A 19824-nucleotide genomic window follows, 5' to 3' on the forward strand; every position below is an offset into this window, starting at 1 on the left:
GATAACTTTTTTGAAACATCTATTCATCCAAGCTTCCAAACTTCCCCGCCTCCAAATCCAATCTTCCAATTTTCAAATCTTTCGATATTTCAATCAAGAATTAGAAATCAATCAGCTCCTTCAACTTCCCCTTAAATCGCTCCGCCGGCAAAAACTGCTTTTCCAAACTCGGTGCAAAAGGAACCGGTGTATCCAAACTACCTTCCCGCATCACAGGCGCGTCTAGGTCTTTGAAGCAATGCTCGGAAATCCAGGCGCAGATCTCCGCGCCGATCCCTCCGGTCAGCGTATCCTCGTGGAGGAAAATGACTTTCCCAGTTTTTTTCACCGTCGCTGCCACTGCTTCTTGATCCCAAGGCAGGAGGGTTCTCAAGTCAAGAATATCTGCTGAAATCCCGAGTTCCTCGACGGCCTTGATCGCCCAATGTACGCCCATGCCATAGGTGATGATGGAGACTTGGGTGCCCTCTTGTGCCAAAGCTGCCTTTCCTACTTCCACGGTGTAGTAGCTGTCTGGCACAGGGCCCGAGATGGAACGATAAAGCAATTTGTTCTCGAAGTAGAGGTAGGGGTTGGGATCTTCCAAAGCAGCGTTTAGCAGGCCTTTCGCATCATGGGGATTGGATGGATAGACGATTTTCAGGCCCGGAGTATGGAAAAACCAAGCCTCGTTCGACTGGGAGTGAAATGGTCCTGCCGCTGTTCCGGCACCGGTTGGCATCCGAACCACAACATCCGCATTTTGGCCCCAACGGTAGTGGATTTTGGCCAGGTTGTTCACGATTTGGTTGAAACCCACGCTCACAAAGTCTGCAAACTGCATCTCGACCATGGCTTTGTAGCCTTTGATCGAGAGCCCGAGTCCTGCACCGATAATGGCGCTTTCGCAAAGTGGGGTATTGCGCACCCGATCGCCTCCGAATTGGGCTTTGAAGCCATCGGTAATTTTGAAAACTCCTCCATATTCTCCGATGTCCTGACCCATGAGGATCAGATTGGGATATTTTTCCATGGATTGACGAAGTCCGTCGCTGATGGCGTCGATAAAACGCTTTTCGGTACGCTGTCCCTCCGGAGCGATGACTTTTTGGGAAAATGGGGCATAGACGTCTGCCAGTTCTTCTTCCAAATTTGGAGTGATGGCTTCTTCAGCAAAAGCGATTTCCAAGCCATCGTTGATCGCCGTTTTGACTTTTTTGTTGAGTTTTTCTTTGGTCGCCGCATCGAGAACCCCGATGGATTCCAAATAGGCTTCGTAATTGTCCACAGGATCGAGTTGAGCCCATTCTTCCATGAGGTGCTTGGGAACGTACTTGGTGCCTGATGCTTCTTCATGACCCCGCATTCGGAAGGTAATCGCTTCTACCAAAACAGGTCTTGGGTTTTCGCGGATATCTTCGGCTAGTCTCAGAATGGTGTCATATACATCCAGGACATTGTTTCCCTGCACCCGAACTGCTTCCATACCGTAGCCGGGTCCTTTTTCGGTGAAATATTTGAAGGCAAACTGCTCTTCACTCGGCGTTGAAAGTCCATAGCCATTGTGCTCGACGACAAAAATCACCGGCAATTTCCAGACTGCCGCCACATTCAATCCTTCGTGAAAATCTCCCTCCGAACTCGCTCCGTCTCCGGAGAAAACCAACGTTACTTTCTTCTCCTCGGAAAGTTTATGCGCCAAACCGATCCCATCTGCTATAGCCAGTTGAGGACCAAGGTGAGAGATCATGCCGACAATGTGGTGCTCGATACTTCCGAAGTGGAACGAGCGATCCCGGCCTTTGGTGAAGCCGGACTTTTTCCCCTGAAACTGGGCGAAGAGTCGCTCCAAAGGCATATCCCGACCCGTGAAAATTCCTAAGTTTCGGTGCATGGGCAGGATAAATTCATCCGGGGCTAAGGCATTGACCGCCCCGATTGAGATGGCTTCCTGTCCCCATCCGCTAAACCACTTACTTATTCTTCCCTGACGGAGGAGAATAAGCATTTTCTCCTCGATCCGACGGGGCATAATCAGCGATTCGTAGAGCTTGAGGAGGGTTTGATCGGAGTAGTTTTTTCTGTCAAAAGTTAATGTTTGGGCATTTGGGGCGGTGAATTCCATACGATTCGATTTGGGAATCTAAGGTACAGGAAGCCCCGAAATCGGCAAAAGATTTTTCGAAGTGAAGAAAATGGAAGGGTTGATTTAGCCAATATTCAAGTTCCCACAGAAATTCGCAGAAAAAGTCGCAGAGAGACGCTGATTTAAATTTGATCGACAGGCTTTTGAGAAAATCCGAAATCTGAAATCTAAAATCCGAAATCCAAACTCCCTTGCATAGCGCCCCGATTCACATCGGGGCAAAAAGTAAATGCAAGGAGTTAAAAAGTATTTGCTGTACGATTCAAAATTAGACAAAGCTTTTCCCCGAGTACGACATCTTGCGTTAAGCTTGTTTTATCAAAGTGTTAAGTGGGAGGATTTGAAGATTGAAAAATTGAAATATTGGAAAATTGCTATGCTCTGAGGACGAAGCAACTTCAGAACTTTTGAACCAGCGAACCTTTTCAACCCTTTTTTAATTACCTTTGCCCACCCAATTCGAAGCGAATTCTGTGAAAGCGAGAACATTAAAGAAAGACAAAGTCAATATCATCACCATGGGTTGCTCCAAAAATCTGGTGGATTCCGAAGTCCTGCTGACCCAACTCAGAGGAAACGGCATCAACGCCAGCCACGAGTCCAACTCCGATGACAACAACATCATTATTATCAACACCTGCGGATTCATCGACAATGCCAAGCAGGAGTCGATCGATACCATCCTCCAGTATGTGGATGCCAAGGAGCAGGGTTTGGTGGACAAGGTATATGTGACCGGCTGTCTTTCCCAGCGCTACAAGGACGATTTGGAAAAGGAAATCCCTCAAGTGGATGCATTTTTTGGTACTCGGGACTTGCCTGCGATTTTGAAAAAATTCAAAGCTGACTACAAACATGAGTTGGTCGGGGAGCGTCTGCTGACGCACTCAGCCCACTATGCGTATATGAAGATTTCCGAGGGCTGCGATCGGCCGTGTTCCTTCTGTGCGATTCCGCTTATGCGTGGAGGCCATATCTCCAGACCGATTGAAGAATTAGTCAAAGAAGCCCAGCACAAAGCCGCCAACGGAACCAAAGAATTGCTTTTGATCGCCCAGGATTCGACCTATTACGGGTTGGATATCTATAAAAAGCGTAACCTTGCTGAGCTACTTCGCAACCTCTCCGACGTGGAGGGAATCGACTGGATTCGATTGCATTACGCTTATCCGACCGGTTTCCCAATGGACGTGATCGAGGTGATGAAGGAGCGTCCGAATATCTGCAAGTACTTGGATATTCCTCTACAGCACGGTTCGACCGATGTGCTGAAGGCTATGCGTCGAGGCACCACCCGTGAGAAGCAGGAAGAACTCATCCACAGCATCCGCGAGATGATTCCTGAGATTGCGATCCGGACTACCCTGATCGCTGGACACCCTGGTGAGGGTGAAAAAGAATTCCAGGAAATGGTGGACTTTATGGAGCGGATGAAATTTGAGCGCTTGGGTGTGTTTACTTATTCTCATGAGGAAAATACCCATGCCTTCACGATGGAAGACAAACTATCTCAGGAAGAAAAGCAGGACCGAGCCAATCACCTGATGGAAGTGCAGGAGCAGATAAGCTATGACCTCAATCAGGAGAAAATCGGCAAAACCTACAAAGTGATGATCGATAAGAAAGAAGGAGGGTACTTCGTGGGCCGAACTGAATTTGACTCAGTAGAAGTAGACAATGAAGTGCTGATCGATGCCTCCAAGTTTTACTGCCGAGTGGGGGATTTTGTTCAGGCCAAGGTCTTTGACGCGACGGAGTTTGATTTGTATGCGACTGTGGAAGAATAATAAAAAAGAAAAGGGAGAATTGGGAGATGAATTCTCCCTTTTTTCGTTTTAGGACTATAAAGCAAAATTGCTAACTTTCATTATGCTGACTATCAATCCAAAATATATCACTGACCAAAAAGGCAAAAAGCTTTCCGTAGTTTTGTCTATCGAAGAGTTTGAGTCTATGCTAGAGCATCTTGAAGAATTGGAAGATGTTCGACTTTACGATCAGGTGAAGGAATCCAATGAACCTTCCATTCCAATAGATGAGGCATTTGAATTAATTGAATCACTTCGTAAAGGGAGATAATGGCATATCGAATTGCCATTAAAAACTCAGCCATAAAATCGCTAGCAAAGATTCCTGAGCCTTATTTTTCTGCTTTGAAAAAATCAATCTATGCTTTAGCGGATAATCCTCGGCCGACAGGATGTAAAAAACTAAAAGGGAGAGACTCATATCGCATTCGTGTAGCTGATTACCGAGTGATCTACGAAATCGTAGACAGCATTCTTTTCATCGAGGTAATTGCAATTGGACATCGAAAGGATATTTATGAATGATCTTTCTGTTTTTTAAAAATTTTAATTGGATTAGTTCTTTTCGGCTTGGGTTATTATCGGTATCAAAGGGTCATAAAGCCCGATAAAGTAGGATTTCACAAGTTTAATTTTGAATGGAAATTTAAAAGGAATGCTTTTATCTATGCATTGATGGTGTGTGGTGTGATTATGGTATTGAGAGAATTGGTTATTTTGATTTGGTTTTAGAACTCAGTCGGATCGTTGATTTTTTTGAAGCCCGATGAATACTTTTTCAGTTCAGCGAGGAATTTTGCAGGTAAGAAAGGACTCGTGAAGGTCGAGATTTATTGAAATGGGGTGATCCTGCTTCTGAAGAAGCAGGATAACAAAGGCAGTCTTTTTTGCTGCTTTTCCGAAAGCAGCACTGTCCGATTCCTGAATGGTCCAGCTTCAGGAGAAGTAGGACAACTCTGTGGGTTATGCTGCTTTTCCAAAATCAGCTCAGTCCAATCTCGGAATGTTCCGGCTTCTGGAGAAGCAGGACAACAAAAATCCATCATAACCATTCCTTCTTATTTCCATAAGAAAATTATATCTAAACTATTAGAAGATCAGCCCGTTTTGATCACAAGAAACCACAAGGTTTTCTTCTAATCTCCACTAAATCAATATTTATGAAAGCGTTATTGATTATCCTGCTTGGACTGGGTCTCACTCAGTATGCACCTGAAAATGACACTCAGGAGTACTTCTATTTTGGAAATACCAATCTGGTTGGTTTTGGACCAATTGAGGAAGGAAAGAAGTCTGGAACTTGGAAGATTTATAAGCGGGTAAATGAGCTAAAAGATCCACAAGTCAGTTTGGATGCCGTGAGGGGAGTGGAGATTGAAGAGACGTTTGATTTGTCGATTCCTGTTTTTCAGATTGCTTTCAAGGACAATGTGCCTGATGGATTGATGGAGGAGTTTTACCCTACCGGAGCGATCAAAAAGCTGGTTAATTTTTCAAGTGGCAGGCTTAACGGAGAGTTTTTTGAATTCAGCGAAAGTGGAGAAGTGTTGCTGTCGGGTAGTTACCTAGATGATTTAAAAGAAGGCGATTGGAACTCCTACTACCGTGACGGGTCTAAAAAATCCGAATATTCCTACTCCAAAAATCTGCTTCAAGGCACTACAAAAAATTACTTTCCCAATGGAAATCTTGCTGAAATCATTCCTTTTGAAGCAGGCAAACTCGAGGGTACTTACCAGGCTTTTTTTCCAAATGGAAATCTTCAAAAATCAATTGAATTCGCCAATGACCAAGAAAATGGGGCTTACGAGCGATTCTATGAGGATGGTCAGCAGGAGATCAGAGGTTCATTTGCCAATGGTGAATTAGATGGGATTTGGGAAAATTTTGACAATCTCGGAACTCTGATCAGTAAAGGAGAATACCAAGCTGGAATCCGCGTTGGAACTTGGCAGGAGCAAATTGCAGAAGTACAGGGATTTTACCGACTGGGAGAATACAAGGATGGAAGTAAAGAAGGAATGTGGAAGGTGATAGATGAAAAAGGGGTTGTATTTCAAGAGGAGCAGTTTGTCCTAGGTAGATTGGTAGCCATAGGTGAGTTTAAGACTTCAGGCGGAAGAGTTTTAGATGCTGGAAAACTAGTCAATGGGACAGGAAAAAGACTTGTCTATGACCGGGAAGGAAATTTGCTCGAAAAGGGACGCTATACCAAAGGAGTCCGAACCGGCGTTTGGTTGACCTATTATCCAAAAAGTACAGCAGTAGCTAGCTCGGGATCATATAGTGGAGGAGAGAAGATCGGAATTTGGAGATATTTTGGTCTGAATGGAGAATCCCTTGGTGAGGAAATTTTTGATCCTCATAGTCCCACTGGATCAAGAGAGGAAGATCCAATAGAGAAACATAATTTGGCGCGTCGCGACTTTGGAAGAAATCTTGCCGCAGAACCTACAAGTTCGAATGATATGCGGTTTTTGGAGCGATATCACATGAGGAATTTCCAAAGTTTGGAAAACTGGTAAGGTATTAAGAGGCTATTTTTGTTATGCTGCTTCTTCGGAGGCAGCATTTTCTGTATTGTGGTGCTTTTCCGAAAGCAGCACTATGATTAGAGTAAAGTCCAGCTTCTGGAGAAGCAGGACAGCCAACCGTTGGAGTTATGCTGCTTTTCCGAAAGCAGCACTAAAACTTTGGAAGGGCCCAACTTCAAGAAAAGTAGGGTGGATAAAAAAGATTTTGAAATCGTTTTCGTTACCTCAACCGATAAGCAAGCCCAAAAGAATACCTTCCAACAGGGCCGTAACCAAGTTCTGTAAATACCCCCAGATTTTTGGCAGGGAAATATCGGATGACCGCATTCAAACCAGCGACGTAATTCATGTCTTCTTCCACAGGGTACTCCGAATCGTCATAAACTTTCCCAGGTACTCGGGGAGTTTTAATTTCTAAAGATTGAACGGTCACGCCTCCATAGCCCAAGAGAAGAATTTCCCATTTTGATTCATTTTTGACCCAGCCTAATTGGCTAGAAAAAAATGAGCTTAGGTCAAACCCAAAGCGAATTCCTAAAGGAACATATTGCTTCTCAAAGTCAATCTCTGCGAATTCGGACGGTGCCGCTATATTCCTAGCCTGGTAACTTGATCTTCTGTTTTGAGTACCCAGGTAGCCTCCCAGGATCAAATATTCGGTCAAATGTCGGTCAAATGAAAATTGATAGTAAAGACCGTTTTGTTTTGCCTGTGCATAGCGATAGCTGTCAGGGGAAATAGATAGCCCGATGGTCCAATTAGACAATTCATTTTTGATTTGACCGAATGAGGTGAGAGTTACTCCGAGTAAAAGGAAAAGGGTTAGTAGCTTTCTCATAAAAGTATGATTTAGTCGCTCCTAATATTAAAAGATTAATCGAAGTTGTCAATAGTGCAAAAGTTTCAAGAACAAATTTCAATTCTTTGGGATGAGCGAAACTTCAACTATTCAACGACTTTTTGCCCTTTCCCCCCGATCCCCTAATTTAGCCGACTAAAATCTCCCGAATGAAGCTGATTGAAGTCACCACTCCTGCCCATCAGAAAGAATTTATTGAGATGGCGGTCCGGCTGTATAAAAATGAAAAAAACTGGATCCGACCGCTCGATAAAGACATCGAGGGACTTTTTCACCCTGATACTAACAAACTTTTCCGAAACGGGGCAAAAGCCAAGCGATGGTTACTTCAGGATGACAAAGGAAAAACCATAGGAAGAATTGCAGCCTTTATCAATCCTAAAATGAAAGAGAAGCAACCTACTGGAGGGGTAGGTTTTTTTGAATGCATCGATAATAAAGAGGCAGCATTCAAGCTGTTCGATGTCGCAAAGGAATGGCTCCAAAGTGAAGGAATGGAGGCTATGGACGGTCCCATCAACTTCGGCGAGCGGGATAAGTGGTGGGGGCTGTTGGTCGATGGATTTTCCGAGCCGAACTACAACATGCCCTGGAACTTTAAATATTACCAGAAGTTCTTCGAGGACTATGGGTTTCAGCTCTATTTCAAACAGTACACCTACATGCGTCCGGTGCAGGATTTGGGTTTTGATGAGAAAATGATCCAGCGGGCCAATGCCATCATCGCTAATCCGGATTACTCCTTTCGGTACATCCAAGGCAAAGAACTTCAGGAAAAGGCTCCGGAGTACTTCATGACGGTGTACAACAAAGCCTGGGCCCGTCATATGGGCAAGTCCATTGCTTTGAAGGAAGCCCAACTCATGTTTGGCAAAATGAAGCCGATCATCGATCCGAGGTTGATTTATTTCACGTTTTACAAGGGAGAGCCTGTTGGATTTTTCATCCAAATCCCAGAAATCAATCAGATCTTCAAGCATGTGAATGGAAAAATGGATCTGATCGGTAAGTTGAAATTTCTATGGTACAAGACCTTCTTTCCACCCAATAAAATGCTCGGGTTGGTCTTTGGTGTAGTGCCGGAGCATCAGGGTAAGGGGGTAGAAAGCGCCATGATCATCAGCTATGACAAGATGAGCGGGAAACCATCATTCCCATATAAAACCATCGAGATGAACTGGATCGGGGACTTCAATCCGAAGATGATGCGGGTGTGTGAGCAGCTGCTGGCAACGATTTATAAAACACACCATACGTATCGCTACCTGTTTGACCGGGAAAAACCATTCGAGAGACATCCTATTTTCGATTGACGAGTTACGAACGACGATTTACGACACAATTTCGAATCTCAAACCTGATTCTCCCAATTGAGCTTACCAAGATTAATGTCGAATACCGATCATCGAATTTCGAATAATGAAGTAAAACCCAGCTTTCTGACCAATCTTCCAATTTTGAAATCTTTCAATTTTCCAATAATTCATAAATGAAAAAATACGACGTAACAGGCATCGGAAATGCCCTAGTAGATATTGAATTCAAAGTAACCGATCAGTTCTTCTTTGACAATGGAGTGGAAAAAGGCCTGATGACCTTGGTAGATGAAGACCGTCAAAACCATCTGATGAGAGTGATCAATCATTCGGAGGCGAAAAAACAGGCAGGTGGTTCGGCGGCCAACTCGGTAGTAGCGGTCAGTCAATTTGGAGGGAAATCGTTTTATTGTTTCAGAGTTGCCAATGACGAACTCGGGCATTTCTATCTGAAAGACTTGAATGATTCAGGAGTTGACATTGCGCTTGTTCCAGAAATCTTGGAGAACGGTGTGACCGGGAAATGTTTGGTAATGGTGACGGAAGACTCTGAGCGTACCATGAATACTTTTCTAGGGATTACCCAAAATTTTTCCGTGAAGGATATTCATGAATCAGCCATCAAGGATTCCAAATACCTCTTCATCGAAGGGTACTTGGTGACATCTCCCAATGGAAAAGATGCCATGCTTCACGCCAAAAAAGTGGCCGAAGAGGCAGGGACCAAAGTAGCCTTGACATTCTCTGATCCTGCCATGGTGAAGTATTTCAAAGCCAACTTTGATGATGTAATTGGCCCAAGTGTAGATCTGCTTTTTGCCAATGAGGAAGAAGCCATGCTTTATACTGGAAAAGATAACTTGGCAGAAGCTCGAGAGGAAATGAAAAAAGCCGCACAGCACTTTGTGATCACCATGGGCAAAAATGGAGCAATGATTTTCGATGGGGACACCTTCATCGATATAGAGCCATACAAGACCACTGCCATTGACAGCAATGGTGCCGGCGATATGTTCGCAGGAGCCTTTCTTTATGGAATTACGAATGGACATAGCTACGCTTCTAGCGGGAAGTTGGCATCTATGGCAAGTTCTAAAATTGTCAGCCAGTTTGGTCCAAGACTTAAATGGCACGAGGCCAAAGAGATTTTGGCCCGTTTGAATCCTTGATTTTCTGAGGCTGCCCTGACAAAGCAGCCTCTTCGCTTGTCCTTAGAATCCTGCAATGATGGATTTTGAGCTTACATTGAAATAAGTTTTGTTAAAATTGAAAGCAAATCTCGGCAATAATCTTTAGTTGAGATAAAACAAAATATTCCTACTTGCAGTAATATCTCTTTAGTAAAAAACTAACCCAATCTTTTTACCATGAAAAAAACGATACTTCTGGGATGGATGGTAGGGCTTTTTGCCTTCCCTTCTTTTTCCCAAAACAAAATTGAGTTCAAGGAATTTACCTTGGACAATGGCTTGCATGTGATCATGCATCAGGATAACACCACCCCTATTGTGGTGACTTCTGTCTTGTATCACGTTGGTTCCAAAAATGAAAACCCTGAAAGAACGGGTTTTGCGCACTTTTTTGAGCATCTGATGTTTGAAGGTTCTGAAAATATCGATCGTGGCCAGTACATGAATATTATTCAAAGCCGTGGAGGAACCCTAAATGCTTACACCTCCAATGACATCACGTACTATTATGAGCTGCTTCCTTCGAATGAACTGGAACTTGCGCTTTACATGGAAAGTGAGCGAATGCTGCACTCCAAAGTGGATATCACTGGGGTGGAAACTCAGCGTGAAGTGGTGAAAGAAGAAAGACGTCAGCGATACGAAAATCAACCATATGGTACCATTCTCCCGGAAACGTTGAAAAGAGCCTATCAGGTTCATCCTTATCAGTGGGCGCCTATCGGATCCATGGACCACTTGAATGCTGCCACGATCGAAGAATTCCAGCAGTTTTACAAGGATTTCTATGTGCCCAATAATGCGACTCTGACCATTGCAGGTGACATTGACTATGCAACCACAGAATCTTTGGTGAGAAAATATTTCTCAGAAATCCCAAAGGGAGCTAAGCCAATCTATCGTCCGAATGTAGTCGAACCAAAAAAGACAGCCGAGATTCGTGACGTCATTTATGACAATATCCAGATTCCTGCGGTGATTCAAGCCTACAATTTGCCTCCAAGAAATCACCCGGACAGTTATGCACTATCTATGCTTTCTACCTATTTGACAGGCGGAAATTCATCTTTGATGACCAAAGAGCTGGTAGATAAGCAGCAAAAAGCATTGGTTGTAGCTGCTATTCCTTTGGAACTGGAAGACGGGGGTGTCTTTCTCATGTACGGAATCACCAACATGGGCGTGGAACCCAAAGATCTGGAATCTGAAGTGGATCGATTGATCAAACTGGTTCAGGATCAGGGAATCAGCGATGAAGATTTTGCGAAGTTGAAAAATCAAATGGAAAATGATATCGTCAGCGGCAACTCTACCGTGGCAGGGATTGCTGAAAATTTAGCTGAAGCCAAAGTGATCTTCGGAAATACCAATTACATCAACCAAGTGATGGATGCCTATTCCAAAGTGACCAAAGCAGATATCCAGCGTGTAGCCAAGGAATACATGAACCTCAACGGACGGGTGGTACTTTATTATTTGCCTAAATCTGCTCAGCCTGCTACTGAATAATTGTTTTACCTTATCGAACTAGAAAAATGAAAAAATTAGCAATAGCATTTGTATTGACGCTTTTGGTAGCTGTGGGCGGTTTCGCTCAAGTGGACCGAAGCAAACTGCCCTCATCAGGGCCAGCACCGGAGATCAAAATCAATGAGGCAGAGACATTCACTTTACCCAACGGACTGAAAGTATTTGTGGTAAAAAACACCAAGCTTCCTAGAGTTTCTTTTACTCTTGTTTTGGAGCGTGATCCAATTTTGGAAGGAGATAAAGCTGGTTTGACTGGATTTGTTGGCGAAATGATGATGGGAGGAACCAAGAACCGAACCAAAGACCAGCTGGATCAGGAAGTGGATTTTATCGGGGCAAGCTTGAGCGCTTCTTCGACTTCTATTTTTGCATCTTCCTTAAAGAAGCATCAAGGTAAAGTCCTGGATTTGATGGCAGACGTACTTTTCAATCCGGTTTTTCCTCAGGAAGAATTGGATAAACTGAAGAAGCAGTCTTTGACCAACTTGGCTCAAAGCAAAGACAACCCCAATGCGATTTCTTCCAGACTTTCCAGAGCAGTTCTCTATGGAAAAAATCACCCTTACGGAGAGTCTCAAACCGAGCAGACAACAAACAACATTACGGTAGAAGATATCAAAGCTTACTATCAAACCTATTTCAAACCAAATATCGCCTATTTAGCGATTGTAGGGGATATGGACAAAGCTGAAGCTCAAAAAGTGGTCACTCAATATTTTGGAGCATGGCAAAAAGGAGAAGTGCCTAAGTTCACTTACCCAATGCCTGTAAGAGCGGCCAAGCAAGCAGTTGCTTTAGTGGATAGGAGTTCATCCGTTCAGTCGGTGATCAACGTAACTCAGCCTGTTCAGATGAAAATCGGTGATTCGGATTACATTTCAAGCCGGGTATTGAATCAGATTTTGGGTGGAGGGTCTGCTTCACGTTTGTTTATGAACCTTCGTGAAGACAAAGGGTATACTTATGGGGCTTATTCCTCCATTGGCGCTGATAAGTTGGTTGCTACCATCTCTGCCAATGCCTCTGTAAGAACAGAAGTGACTGACTCTGCAGTGTATGAGTTCATTTATGAAATAAAGAACCTAGTTGAAAACGGCGTTACGGAAGAGGAATTGGCCAAAGCCAAGGCGGAACTTTCAGGAAGCTTTGGAAGATCCTTGGAGCAGCCTGCCACAGTAGCCAATTTCGCTTTAAACATTGATCGCTACAATCTGCCAAAGGATTACTATGCTACCTACCTTCAAAAGCTCAATGCCCTGACGGTAGCTGATATCAATGCTACCGCAAAAAGGCTCATCGAGCCTGACAAATTCATCATTACGACTGTAGGTAACGGTGCCGAGATCAAGGAAAAATTGGCCAAGTTTGGTGAAGTCATCGAATATGACAACATGGGCGAGCCAGCCAAGCAATTGGTGGCAGATGCGGATATGACCGCAGAAAAGGTAATTGAAAACTACCTTAAGGCTATCGGAGGCAAGGATAAAGTATCTCAGATTAAAACCGCCAAAATCTCCATGGATGCCAGTGTGATGGGGACAGCACTCAATATCTCTTTTGTGTATGATCAGGAAAATAAGCGATATGCACAAAAGCAGTCGGTAGGTGGAAACGTTCTGATCAAAACCAAGATTGAAAATGGAAAAGGATCACTGACTATGCAGGGGCAAAATCAGGAAATGCAACCTGCTCAATATGAGGAGGCTGTGTTGAATTCTTTCCTTTTCCCAGAGGCAGTGTACCAAGCCATGGGATACACTTTAACTTTTGATGGGCTAAAAGACGTCGACGGAACACCGGCTTATAAGGTGATAATAGCCAGTGCTTCCGGTGCCAAATTGACCAATTATTATGCGCAGGAATCAGGTTTGAAGATCAAGTATGAAAATCCGGCTTCGGGTGACACATTCTACTCCGATTATCAGGAAAAAGAAGGAGTCCTTTTGCCGATGACTTGGACGATCAAATCTCCAATGATCCCTGTTCCATTGGAAGCCAAAGTGACCACTATGGAACTTAATGTGCCTGTCGCTGATAGCGATATCAATTAATTTAACTTCAAAAAAGAGAGGAATTCCCTCTCTTTTTGTTTTTATTCCACAACTAATTTAAACTCTTATGAAAATCAAATCACTTTTAGTCTCGGTCTTACTGACCTCAGCATTTTATGGAGACCTTTTCGCGAAAGATTCAAGTTCAATAAATGGGATTGAGCAGCTCGCGTTGGAAAACGATCCTGAAATCATCATTGCTAATTACATCAAGGCAGTGGGTGGAAAGGAGAAAGTGGAGTCCATAAAAAATGCTTCTATGACAGGAGAGGCTTCCTTCATGGGACAATCTATTACCATTAAAACTGTCGCAGACAGTGAGAATGAAAGATTGCTCCAGTCAACCTCTGTCGGGGGTAATGTCATGCAGCAGACCGTGTTGAAAAATGGTAAAGCTCAGATCATGGCCATGGGGCAAGTACAGGAGGTGCCAGATGAAATGACTACCTTACTCAAGACCCAAACCTTTGTTTTTCCTGAACCAAGATATCAGGAAATGGGATATGCCTTATCTTATGAAGGTACGGAGGAGATCGAAGGCGAATCGACACACAAGATCAAAATTTCAGCCCCGAACGGCATGATAACCTTTGAATATTATTCCGTGGCAAGTTCCCTGAAAGTGCGCACAAGTTCTGATGCTACCGGTGATGTGACTTACAGTGACTATCAGGAGGTGGACGGGGTTAAATTCCCAATGACTCTGAAAATCAAAAACCCTATGCTCCCGGAAGCCTTGGTGACCAAAATGACCTCTGTGAAATTTAACCAATCGCTTACTGAGGCCGATTTCCAATAAGTTAAATTGATCGAGCAAATCTAAAGCCTCCCTTAGGGAGGCTTTTTTTTTATGTTCTCCAGGCTATCTGAAGAGAACTTTCTTTTTTGACTGCTATCTGATATATGGGGAAAAATGGCTGCTTTTCTTTGGAAATAGTAAGTCCAAGAAGCCTTCCATTTCGGTTGACTTGAATCCGAATACTTTCTGGATGGAGCATTTCGGAATTTAAAACTTCATCGCCAATCATCAAGAATTGCAATGCAGAACTCTCAGGGTGAATTTGAGTGATGAGGCGTTGAGGTGTGGTTCGAACGCCAAATTGGTGGAGTAGGAAGTCATCTGACCAGGTTTTGGTTAGCTCCAAACCCAAAATGCCTAATTTTTCCTCAAGAACTTGGAATACATCCTCATTTCCCTCTACATAGCGGCAGAAGAATTCCTGGATTTGGTTTGGCATTTTGCTTTCCTTCTGGATAATGGATTTAAAGTGTTCAAGAGTATATCCATCCATAGGCTTTCCAAATCTTTCCCACATCAGCCGCATGACCTTCGAGAGGCTACTTCCATTCTCTAGGAGCATGATATCAAGACAAAAATTCAGAAGTGCGCCATGAGTATAGATGTTGACTTTTCGGTCCGGGATTCCCGGTTGGTAGCCATCTAGCCAAAGATCAAAGGAGGATTCTAGTATGCTGTGATTTTTCCATCCAAATGAATTAGCCTCCCGATTGATCAGTTTTTCAAAATGACGGAGGTAAGTGGGTAAATCATATACGCCAGATTTGAGCAAATAGAGATCCCCCATATAAGTGGTCACTCCCTCCAAGATAAGGCCCGCCTTGGTGTAGATCTCTTTCGAAAAATCATAAGGTAACAGTTCTTTTGGACGAATTCGGCACACATTCCAGGCATGGTAAAGTTCATGGCAGCTGATTCCCAAAAGCTCCTCCATTTCAGCTGCATCTGTAAGTTTTTCTGCCGGTCCAAAAGTAATAACGGTGCCTTTTCGGTGTTCTACTCCGTGATAATGCGGGTAGGTAAGTAGTTGAAAAATAAAATGGTATTCCGGCTCAGGAAATTCACCAAAATCTCTGATAAGTTTTTCGCTAAAGTCTTGAAAGCGCTTGATGAATAGGTCCTTTTCAAAATGGACTTCACCTTGGATCCAGATTTGAAAAACAGTTTCTCCGGCTTGGTAATTCCAATTAGTTAAACCTTTTGAGGCTAAAATGGTCGAGTCAGCCAGCATTTCAAAATTATCTGCAATCCAAACATCTTTTCCGTTCGGACGCAGTGTACTCATCTTGACTGGAAATTCCGGTAAATCAAGACGGACTTCAACGGGCGATTGCTCCTGACCGATAACCTCAAAGCAGCAGTTTACCAAATTGAAATAGACTTGTTGATCGTCTGCCCAAGCACTTCCCGCATCCATTTTTCCCGCCCAATATTCATAGGAAACGGTGATTTGCCCTTGTCCATCGATAGTCCAGCGGTCTTTGCTGATCTTGGTGAGGGGTAAAATTCTTTGATTTTTATCCCATGCTTTCAGAGCGCGAATATTTTGAGCGTAGTTCGCTAGCTGATATCGACCAGCTCGCCACGCCGGAAGTTGAAGTTCCAGTTTAGTTTCTCCTGGATTTTCTACTTGAAATTGGATGGCCAAAAATTGGGAAGTTGGAATCGGACAGGAAATCTTATAGTAGATCATAGTTTTCTGCTTGAGGCTCCAAACAAATGTAGAGAGCTGATTTGTATTTAAGAAAATGGTGCATATCTTTGCAGTCCTTTTTGGGGCCAAACTCAATTAGGACAGTCAAGGGAGCAATTAGATAAAGATATTCGATCATGAAAAGAACATTCCAGCCTTCTCGCAGAAAAAGAAAAAACAAGCACGGCTTCAGAGAAAGAATGGCTACTGCAAATGGTAGAAGAGTATTGAGAGCCAGAAGAGCAAAAGGCAGACATAAGTTGACCGTGTCTGACGAAAAGACGTTGAAGAAGTAATTCTTTGGATTGCATTTCGTATGTTCACATACGAGTCTAGTCCTTGCGATGAATTACAAACTTCCAAAATCTGAGCGGCTGCACGCCGAAAAGCTTATCAAGGAACTTTTTAACGAAGGTTCCTCTTTTTTTTTGTATCCATTTAAAGTCCTTTTTTTGGTTAAAAAAGAAATGGATGGCCAAACTAATCAGGTGCTCTTTTCCGTTTCGAAGAAGAAAATAAAAAAGGCCAGCGGTAGAAATTTCATAAAAAGAAGAATTCGTGAAGCTTACCGTCTTAATAAATCAATACTACCTCCCAACGGGATTTTGTTGGGCTTTATATTTGTTGGAAACCCTGAAATGAGTTTTTCTGAAATTGAGCCAAAAATGAAAGTGGCTCTTGAAAAACTGATAAAGGAATTACCCCAAAATCATTCTGAGCATGATTCAAAAAATTAAGAGACCGGCTGTTTGGATTCCGGTTGTTTTACTTCTGTTTTCCGGGATTTTGGCTTTTCAAGTCAAGAATGACAAGCTTTTTGCCTTGGCGAAGAACATTGACATTTTTGCCACGCTCATTCGGGAGCTTGATTCCTATTACGTGGATGAAATAAATCCGGATGAATTGGTAACCATCGGAATCAACGCCATGCTGGAAGAATTGGATCCCTACACGGAATATATTCCTGAAGAAGAATCAGATGATTTTCGCATGCTTACTACTGGTGAGTATGCGGGGGTAGGAGCCTTGATCGGAAACCGAGGTGGAGGTAATATGATTTTAATGCCATACACGGGTTTCCCGGCCCAAAATGCAGGATTGAAGATTGCTGATTACATTATTAAAATCGACAGCGTCGATGTTTCTGGGAAAAACACTTCTGAGGTATCCGAACTATTGAAAGGACCTGCAAATACATCTGTGAAAGTGACTGTCAAAAGAGATCGTGATACTTTGGAATTTTCACTAATCCGGAAAAAAATCAGCCTGAAGAATGTTCCCTTTTACGGCAAACTTGACGAGAAGACCGGATATATCAAATTGGCTGATTTTACGACCAATGCCTCTTCTGAGGTCCGAAATGCCTTGGTTGCCCTTAAAGCACAAGGCGCTGATCGACTGATTTTGGATTTGAGGGATAATCCAGGAGGATTGCTTAACGAAGCGGTGGAAATTGTCAATCTTTTTATTCCTAAGGGTAAAGAGGTAGTAAAAACTATAGGTAAGCTTCAAAATGTAAATTACACCTACAAAACGACCAAGACTCCAATAGATAAAGAAATACCCCTGGTCGTTTTAATCAATGAGCGAAGTGCTTCGGCTGCAGAGATTGTCGCAGGAGCACTGCAGGATTACGACCGTGCGGTTTTGGTAGGAAGAAAATCTTTTGGAAAGGGTCTTGTGCAGACGACCATACCTTTAACTTACAATGCTCAGGCAAAAATCACCACTGCAAAATATTATATTCCAAGCGGACGGTGCATCCAAGCAATTGATTATGCCCAGACTAGAGAAAATGGCTCTGTGACCACAGTACCGGATTCACTTAGGAAAGCATTCAAGACAGCCAATGGTAGAACTGTCTTGGATGGGGCTGGAATTGAACCGGACGAAAAGATAGAAGAAGTTACTTACGCTCCGATTTCTTATACTCTGGTAGCTGGTAACCATATCTTTGACTTTGCCACCCAGTACTTTTATAAAAATAAGGCCATTTCTAACCCAATGACTTTTCAGATCTCTGATCAGGATTATGAAGAGTTTAAGAAGTTCCTTGTGGGCAAAGATTATGATTATACTACCTACACCGAGAAATCCTTAAGTGATTTGGAAAAGTATGTGGAAAAGGAGACTTACTATCAGGAAATAAAAGCCCAGTTGGAAGCCATCAAGGCGAAGGTCAACCATAGTAAAGAGAATGATCTGGATACTCACAAAAAGGAGATTAGAAAAATCCTTAGTGAGGAGATAGTTTCCAGGTATTATTTCCAGGAAGGGATGATTGAGGCCGGTTTGGATGAAGACCCAGCAGTAGAATTAGCTAAAAGCTATTTAAATACGTCTTCAAAATACGTAAAGACCCTAACGGCATCTGCAAAGTAAAGATGGGAAAAATCCTTTCCATAGAGACTTCAACCTCCGTTTGCTCAGTTGCTGTTCATGAGTTCGGAAATTTGATTGCTTTAGAGGAGTTAAATGAATCCGGAGCTCATGCTGAGAAGCTGATGGGATTGATTGATCTAGTCCTTTATGAAGCGGGGCTTAGTTATAAGGAATTGGATGCTATCGCTGTATCTGAAGGTCCGGGGTCATATACAGGATTGAGGATAGGGGTTTCTACTGCAAAAGGTTTGGCTTTTGCGTTGGATAGGCCCCTCATTGGAATAAACACCTTACAAGCAATAGCCTCTTGTTATCCCTACAGTGAAGGAGAAATTAGGATTGCCGTTTTGGATGCGCGTAGGATGGAGGTTTATAGCCAGGCATTTGGAGAGAATTTACAAGAATTGAGTGCCATTGAGTCCATAATTCTTGAAGAAGGCGCTTATCGTGATTACTTGGAAAAGGGCAAAGTCTACTTTTCAGGAGATGCAGTGTCCAAAGTGAAAAGTGTTTTAACTCATCAAAATGCTGTTTTTTTAGAGAATCCAGTTGTGTCCGCAAAGAATCTCGGAAAATTGGCTTACGGTAAATTATTGACCCAATCTTTTGAGGATATCGCCTACTTTGTTCCAAACTACCTTAAAGAATTTAAAGCACTCCATTCTAAAAAGAATCCCTTGTTAAGCCTATGAGTGATATTATAAATCGAGTTGCAAGCAGTCCGATCATATCTCTTAATATGGAGGAATTTTACCCGCAAGATGAGAGGGTCGTATTTGATTTAAAGAATTTTCTTTTTCAGGAGTTGGTTTTACGTGAGAAGGATTTTAGGCAGGCTTTAAAGGAGTTTGATTGGTCTGTTTATTCCGATAAATGGGTTGCAGTGACCTGTTCAGCAGATGCCATCGTTCCTACTTGGGCCTATATGTTGGTTTGTACTTATCTGGAAGGTGTTGCCAAAGGGTATTGTGTTGGGGACTTAAATAATCTCGAGCAACATATTGCTGAACTTACCTTAAGTGCTATTGATGCAAATGACTTCAAAGATCGGCCAGTTGTGATCAAGGGCTGTTCTAAATTCCCTATTCCACTTTTTGCCTATGGGCGCTTGATTTCTCTCCTTCAGCAAGAAGCTAAAAGTTTAATGTTTGGAGAACCCTGCAGTACAGTTCCCCTTTTCAAAAAAGGAAAGTCCTGATTTTTAAATGATAAAATCTCAATCAAAAAAAGTTTGGAATTTTTGTTTGAGAAAGGCTTGCGTAATCCATTCTGCTCTTCTATGTTTGCACTCCCATTCAGGAACAAGGCCTGAAACAAATTGAAAAAAGAGAGTAAAGCGAAGAAAAAAACGAGAAAATTTTCTCGATGATTTTTGGAAAGAAAAAACAAAATCCGATCTTTGCACTCGCTTTCGGAATAACGGTTCCGACAATCTTTCGAAAAGAGAAAGACAAGTTCTTTGAAGTGATGTAAGGCGAAAAAGAAATAACCTGAGGAGAGGGGTTTTACCGATATGCTTTATTGGTAGAACGGCTTA

At 42.9% G+C, this 19824-nt stretch carries 17 protein-coding genes; 14 read left to right on the plus strand and 3 right to left on the minus strand.

The window, feature by feature from the left end:
• Positions 1–100: 100 nt before the first annotated feature.
• Positions 101–2104, minus strand: a complete 2004-nt coding sequence (locus tag DDT91_RS18900) for a thiamine pyrophosphate-dependent enzyme (RefSeq protein WP_187177760.1) — start codon at positions 2102–2104, stop codon at positions 101–103.
• Positions 2105–2598: 494 nt separating this feature from the next.
• Between DDT91_RS18900 and rimO the strand changes: the two genes are divergently transcribed.
• The 4 genes from rimO to DDT91_RS18920 all read left to right on the plus strand — a co-directional run bounded on the left by rimO (position 2599) and on the right by DDT91_RS18920 (position 6458).
• Positions 2599–3912 (plus strand): 30S ribosomal protein S12 methylthiotransferase RimO, encoded by a 1314-nt coding sequence (rimO, locus tag DDT91_RS18905; protein WP_187177761.1) that lies wholly within the window; start codon positions 2599–2601, stop codon positions 3910–3912.
• 82 nt (positions 3913–3994) lie between these two features.
• The gene (locus DDT91_RS18910) at positions 3995–4204 is read left to right on the plus strand and encodes a hypothetical protein (protein ID WP_187177762.1); all 210 of its coding nucleotides are present in this window, start codon (positions 3995–3997) and stop codon (positions 4202–4204) included.
• Positions 4204–4458, plus strand: coding sequence for a type II toxin-antitoxin system RelE/ParE family toxin (locus DDT91_RS18915; RefSeq protein WP_187177763.1), 255 nt, complete (start codon positions 4204–4206; stop codon positions 4456–4458). The genes DDT91_RS18910 and DDT91_RS18915 overlap by 1 nt, the downstream gene beginning before the upstream one ends.
• Positions 4459–5093: 635 nt before the next feature.
• Entirely contained in the window at positions 5094–6458 is a 1365-nt protein-coding gene (locus tag DDT91_RS18920) for a toxin-antitoxin system YwqK family antitoxin (protein ID WP_187177764.1), read from the plus strand.
• A gap of 229 nt (positions 6459–6687) precedes the next feature.
• On the opposite strand, the gene DDT91_RS18925 is transcribed toward DDT91_RS18920, so the two are convergent.
• Positions 6688–7305 (minus strand): hypothetical protein, encoded by a 618-nt coding sequence (locus tag DDT91_RS18925; protein ID WP_187177765.1) that lies wholly within the window; start codon positions 7303–7305, stop codon positions 6688–6690.
• 170 nt (positions 7306–7475) lie between these two features.
• On the opposite strand from DDT91_RS18925, the gene DDT91_RS18930 reads away from it, so the two are divergent.
• The 5 genes from DDT91_RS18930 (at position 7476) to DDT91_RS18950 (ending at position 14212) form a co-directional block, all read left to right on the plus strand.
• On the plus strand, positions 7476–8639 hold the full coding sequence (locus tag DDT91_RS18930) for a hypothetical protein (protein ID WP_187177766.1): 1164 nt from the start codon (positions 7476–7478) through the stop codon (positions 8637–8639).
• 176 nt (positions 8640–8815) lie between these two features.
• A complete protein-coding gene (locus DDT91_RS18935) occupies positions 8816–9811 on the plus strand; it encodes an adenosine kinase (RefSeq protein ID WP_187177767.1) in 996 nt (331 codons plus the stop codon).
• 198 nt (positions 9812–10009) lie between these two features.
• On the plus strand, positions 10010–11341 hold the full coding sequence (locus DDT91_RS18940; RefSeq protein WP_187177768.1) for a pitrilysin family protein: 1332 nt from the start codon (positions 10010–10012) through the stop codon (positions 11339–11341).
• A 26-nt stretch (positions 11342–11367) separates the two neighbouring features.
• Positions 11368–13413, plus strand: a complete 2046-nt coding sequence (locus DDT91_RS18945; protein ID WP_187177769.1) for a pitrilysin family protein — start codon at positions 11368–11370, stop codon at positions 13411–13413.
• 67 nt (positions 13414–13480) lie between these two features.
• The gene (locus DDT91_RS18950; RefSeq protein WP_187177770.1) at positions 13481–14212 is read left to right on the plus strand and encodes a peptidase, M16 family protein; all 732 of its coding nucleotides are present in this window, start codon (positions 13481–13483) and stop codon (positions 14210–14212) included.
• 49 nt (positions 14213–14261) lie between these two features.
• On the opposite strand, the gene DDT91_RS18955 is transcribed toward DDT91_RS18950, so the two are convergent.
• Positions 14262–15905, minus strand: coding sequence for a M61 family metallopeptidase (locus DDT91_RS18955; RefSeq protein WP_187177771.1), 1644 nt, complete (start codon positions 15903–15905; stop codon positions 14262–14264).
• A gap of 137 nt (positions 15906–16042) precedes the next feature.
• Between DDT91_RS18955 and rpmH the strand changes: the two genes are divergently transcribed.
• From rpmH to DDT91_RS18980, 5 genes are read left to right on the plus strand one after another with little or no spacing between them, the layout of a single operon-like run.
• Positions 16043–16201, plus strand: a complete 159-nt coding sequence (gene rpmH, locus DDT91_RS18960) for a 50S ribosomal protein L34 (RefSeq protein WP_082792274.1) — start codon at positions 16043–16045, stop codon at positions 16199–16201.
• A 48-nt stretch (positions 16202–16249) separates the two neighbouring features.
• Positions 16250–16642, plus strand: coding sequence for a ribonuclease P protein component (gene rnpA, locus DDT91_RS18965; protein ID WP_187177772.1), 393 nt, complete (start codon positions 16250–16252; stop codon positions 16640–16642).
• Positions 16626–18287 (plus strand): S41 family peptidase, encoded by a 1662-nt coding sequence (locus DDT91_RS18970; RefSeq protein ID WP_187177773.1) that lies wholly within the window; start codon positions 16626–16628, stop codon positions 18285–18287. The genes rnpA and DDT91_RS18970 overlap by 17 nt, the downstream gene beginning before the upstream one ends.
• 2 nt (positions 18288–18289) lie before the next feature.
• Positions 18290–18979 carry a tRNA (adenosine(37)-N6)-threonylcarbamoyltransferase complex dimerization subunit type 1 TsaB gene (tsaB, locus tag DDT91_RS18975; RefSeq protein WP_187177774.1) on the plus strand — a complete coding sequence of 230 codons (690 nt, stop codon included), beginning with the start codon at positions 18290–18292 and terminating at the stop codon, positions 18977–18979.
• Complete coding sequence (locus tag DDT91_RS18980; RefSeq protein WP_187177775.1) at positions 18976–19485, plus strand: DUF2480 family protein; 510 nt, start codon at positions 18976–18978, stop codon at positions 19483–19485. Before tsaB ends, DDT91_RS18980 begins: the two co-directional genes overlap by 4 nt.
• Positions 19486–19824 lie beyond the last annotated feature (339 nt).

The sequence above is a fragment of the Algoriphagus sp. AK58 genome (assembly GCF_014324365.1).
Lineage (GTDB): Bacteria > Bacteroidota > Bacteroidia > Cytophagales > Cyclobacteriaceae > Algoriphagus.